This window comes from Paraburkholderia sp. NMBU_R16 (assembly GCF_013282575.1).
GTDB lineage: Bacteria > Pseudomonadota > Gammaproteobacteria > Burkholderiales > Burkholderiaceae > Trinickia.
On the sequence record NZ_JAAAYE010000193.1, the window covers coordinates 1 to 1,453 of the forward strand.

At 47.6% G+C, this 1,453-nt stretch carries 1 protein-coding gene; it reads left to right on the forward strand.

Annotated features, from left to right (window positions below; translation table 11 throughout):
- The first annotated feature begins 166 nt into the window (after window positions 1-166).
- The gene (locus tag GWC77_RS27730) at window positions 167-1,444 is read left to right on the forward strand and encodes an AarF/UbiB family protein (protein WP_173262690.1); all 1,278 of its coding nucleotides are present in this window, start codon (window positions 167-169) and stop codon (window positions 1,442-1,444) included.
- The last annotated feature ends 9 nt before the right edge of the window (window positions 1,445-1,453 follow it).

Consider the following 1,453-nt stretch of genomic DNA (forward strand, 5'->3'; position numbering starts at 1 on the left):
TTTTTACGCCGATGCGGCCCCTTACCGATAAAGCCGCTCGTTAAGTTGGGTGGATTGACCTATCGAGTCACGGCTTCGATGCGGTTTTTCCGAAATTTTATCAATGCGTTGACTAATCTTGACGCAACATAAGTCAGCCGGAGAGGGTATGTATTCAAGCATGAGAATGAATTCACTGGCAAGCACACGTGCAACTGAGGAGATGTACTCAAGCAAAGGCGACGACGGGTATTCATACGAAAATAATAGCTCATTTGCATCGAACGACCATATTCGAGCAATTCGTGAAGGACGTTCTCTTAGCTCTGTGTGTAATCCACGCATTGAGCGCTTGGTGCCGCGTCGTTCATTTACACCCGGACCAAGCCATGCCAGGCGCGCGAATAAAGTCTCTTGGTACGCAAACTTGCTCGAAGGTCCGGAGGTTCTGATACCCGATCAGTTGAATGTTGCGAAAGGCGGGTTTGCTGTAATCCACTATTTAAAGGACCTCAACGGCAAGTCCTTTGTTGGAAAAGAGATAACATGCGAGCGCGACGAAGCGACACTACGTATGCGGCTGATGCACGAGTACGGGGCGATGAGAAGAATCTATGAAAGCGCAGGACGGGTTCCGAAAAACATAGTGCGTGTCTATGGAGTCGCGGATGTTGACTTTGATTCGGGAAAAAAGAAGTTATTAATTATGGAAAAGATCGACGGCCCAAGCGGCATGTCGTTGCTCCAAAACATACAAACCTTGCAGGTAGACCACAGTGAGAAGCTGAATCTTATAAAATTCACGATACGCTATTTACTTGTAGCGGCGCGCGATGCTAACAGCGCGGGCATTGTCCATTGTGACATGACCCCGCCAAACTTCATGTATACCAAAGATGGCACGTTGAAACTTATTGACTTCGGAGCGTCGACGCTAACCCTATTGCCGCCGACGGCAGGAACGCATGGCTACCAAGCTCCCGAGTCTCAGCCGCGTTTTGAAACCCGTACATTTGCCCGTCCAGTTCTCGTCCGCCGAAGCGCTTTCCAGCCCGCAACGAAGGGGCGGCATGTCTCAGAAGGTAATGTTGTAAATAACAACTATCAATATGGACCGGTTATGCGTACGGGGTATGAAAAATATGAAGTTAATCTAATGATGCCTCCGCACACGGATGAAAAAAGTGATGTCTATTCGATTGGCACTGTTCTTGAAAACCTTTTAAATGAAATTAAATCGGAGGACAGGCTCGGGCGGGTGCTCTGTGGCTACATGACAAAACATAATGCAATGGATCGTTTTGACATAGGATATTGCTTGAACAATCCATTTTTTAGGGAATTGGACGAAAATATGGCGCCCATGACACTTCGTACTCTACAGCGACAGATGTCTGGCAGAAATGGATACCGTCAACTGGTTGCGGGTTTCGATCGAAATGAGATTCGCAAGCACCAAGGATAACGAATTACT